We start from the raw sequence: 2,614 nt of genomic DNA on the forward strand, positions 1-2,614 counted from the left end.
TGCCGGCAATGCTGGACAAGCTCTGCGCCGCCGGGCGTGTCGCCTGGTACCGGCCTGCCACCGCCCCGTCCAACACCCATGCTGGCGGCGAAGTAAGCGTTCAGGCATCCCGTCTTGACGGTAAGACGCCGAGCTATGAGGCCTAAGGCTTCCAGTTTTGCGGCAAAAGCTCATCGAGTCTGCCGGCCGGCTGCGTCGGTAATCGAGCCAGGACGTCTTTGAGATAGGCGTGCGGATCATGGCCGTTGAGCTTGGCCGTCTGGATGAGGCTCATGATCGCCGCAGCGCGTTCCCCGGCGAGCTGGGTGCCGGTGAAGAGCCAGTTCTTCTTGCCGACCGCCCAAGGCCGGATCTGCCGCTCATCATGGTTGTTGTCGATGGGCAAAGCGGGATCTGCGAGGAAACGCGTCAGCGCCGGCCATCGATTCAGGCTGTAGTCGATGGCCTTGGCGATGGCGGAGCCATCGGGCACCAGGGCCCGTTGGGCTTTGAGCCACTCATTCAAGCTGGTGGCGATCGGCACCGATCGTCGTTGTCGGTGTTCCAGTCGGTCCGGGGGCTGGAGTGTCTTGATTTCGGCTTCGATGGCATACAGCTGCCGGATTCGATCCAGTGCCTCGGCGGCCAGCACGCTCTTGTTCGCAGCATGTAGTTCGAAGAAATGCCTTCGGGCGTGTGCCATGCAGCCGACTTCGGTGATGCCTGTCGAGAAACTGGCTTTGTAGCCGCTGTAATCGTCGCATACCAGGTGACCTTTCCATTTTCCGAGAAAGGTCCGGGCATGCTCACCTGAGCGGCTGGGTGTGAAGTCATAGACCACCGCACGGAGCGACTCGAATTCGCCAGTGGCATAAGCCCACAGATAGGAGCGATGGGTCTTCCCGGTCCCCGGCGCCAGGGTAGAGACTGACGTTTCGTCAGCCTGCAGGACGGCGTGTGTCAGTACCTGCGCCTTCAATCGATCCACCAGCGGCTGCAGCTTGGATCCGCAGACGCCGACCCAGGAGGCCAGGGTCGAGCGCGGGATCGCCAGGCCGGCTCGACCGAAGATGGTCGATTGCCGATACAGCGGAAGGTGATCCGAGAATTTGGCGACGAGCAGATGGGCCAGCAGCCCTGAGGTCGGAATGCCCTTGTCGATGATCTCCGACGCCACCGGGGCTTGGATCAGCGTCTCGCATTGAGTGCAGACCCACTTCCCCCGGATATGCCGATCCACCGAAAACACGCCAGGCGCGTAGTCGAGCTTCTCGCTGACGTCCTCCCCGATTCGCTTCAGCGCGCACCTGCAGGCGCAGGTCGTGCTGTCCGGCTCATGCCGGTGCTCGACCCGCGGCAGGTGTGCCGGAAGCGCTGTGCGCTTGGGGGCACGCTTGGGCTTGTCCTCTGCTGTGGGGGTGGAGAGGTCTTCGAGATCCTGGCCCAGTGCCGCCAGGTCCTCTTCCACGGATTCGTCGAAGAGAGGCTTCTGAATCGCATCCATCTGCTCGCTGCCGCGGCCAAACTTGAGGCGGCGAAGCTGGGCCAGCTCGAAGGTCACCTTGGCAAGCTTGGCGTCCTTCCAGGTGATGATGCGCTGGTCCTGGTCGATCCGGACCAGCAGCTCGGAGACCATTGCTCTGAGCTCGACGGCATTCAGATGGTCGAGCTGGGCGGCGTCGATGTGCGCGCTTTCCTGCATGCGAAATACTGTGCAGAAAACAGGCCAAAAGCCAATGAAATCAGAGCCTCTATGATCTTTTTATACGAGGCTGATCGCGTCTCCGACACGCTGTCACGGCAGACCCAAAATCAGGGTATCGAGCTGCTGGGAGGTCAGCGAGACCTGGAGTCCGGAAGCGGTATTAGCCCAGCTGAAACGACCACGATTCAATCGCCGGGCGCAGAGCCAGATTCCGATGCCGTCGTGGACCAGGACCTTCATGCGATTCGACCGGCGATTGGCAAATAGGTAGGCGTGGTGCGGTCGTGCGGCGCCGAAGACAGTCACGACTCTGGCAAGTGCTGTGTCGGTGCCTGCTCGCATGTCCAAAGGCACCGTCGACAGCCAGATCGCATCGATACGGATCACCGCAGCCAGGTCCGAAGCCAGGCCCCGCACGCCTCTGCCGCCTGGATCGGCCAGCGCACCTGGACGGCCGTTTCGCCGCGCCGGAGCTCGATGGAGATTTCCGATGAGAACGATGGCGCCGCCGGGAGCGCCACTGGCACGAAGACGGGATCCGCCGACGATGACGTCGCTGACGCCGACTGCTTCGCCGCCACGATCCAGTTTCTCAGCAGATTGGCATTCAGGCCGTTGGCCAGAGCGACCGAAGCCACCGATACCCCGGGCGTCGCACACTCAGCAACAACTCTTTCCCTGAACTCGTCGCTATGCTTGCGGCGTCGCCGACCTGATGGCAATTCCTGCTTAGTATCCATGTGTCCATTACCAATTGAAGTGGACACATGCTTGACGGCACCGGCTCACTAAACAAGATGACTTGGCTGACCGCTTACGCGGCGAAGAGGCCAAGCGCAAATCCGGTCCGGTGCGCGGCACCCCCGTCCTGCTGTGCGAGCGTCAGGCCCTGCCGCACTGGCAGGAAGCCGGCAATACTTTCGTCGAAGC

Annotated in this window: 3 protein-coding genes; all 3 read right to left on the bottom strand. The window is 62.1% G+C overall.

The features are described from left to right. Positions 1–142: 142 nt before the first annotated feature. The 3 genes from tnpC to tnpA all read right to left on the bottom strand — a co-directional run bounded on the left by tnpC (position 143) and on the right by tnpA (position 2,424). Positions 143–1,681 carry an IS66 family transposase gene (gene tnpC / locus BP26_RS0122445; protein ID WP_029922793.1) on the bottom strand — a complete coding sequence of 513 codons (1,539 nt, stop codon included), beginning with the start codon at positions 1,679–1,681 and terminating at the stop codon, positions 143–145. A gap of 93 nt (positions 1,682–1,774) precedes the next feature. Further along, a complete protein-coding gene (gene tnpB / locus BP26_RS28980) occupies positions 1,775–2,071 on the bottom strand; it encodes an IS66 family insertion sequence element accessory protein TnpB (RefSeq protein WP_169740766.1) in 297 nt (98 codons plus the stop codon). Next, on the bottom strand, positions 2,068–2,424 hold the full coding sequence (gene tnpA, locus BP26_RS0122455; RefSeq protein ID WP_029922795.1) for an IS66-like element accessory protein TnpA: 357 nt from the start codon (positions 2,422–2,424) through the stop codon (positions 2,068–2,070). Before tnpA ends, tnpB begins: the two co-directional genes overlap by 4 nt. Between the last annotated feature and the right edge of the window lie 190 nt (positions 2,425–2,614).

This window comes from Nevskia soli DSM 19509 (assembly GCF_000711955.1).
GTDB lineage: Bacteria > Pseudomonadota > Gammaproteobacteria > Nevskiales > Nevskiaceae > Nevskia > Nevskia soli.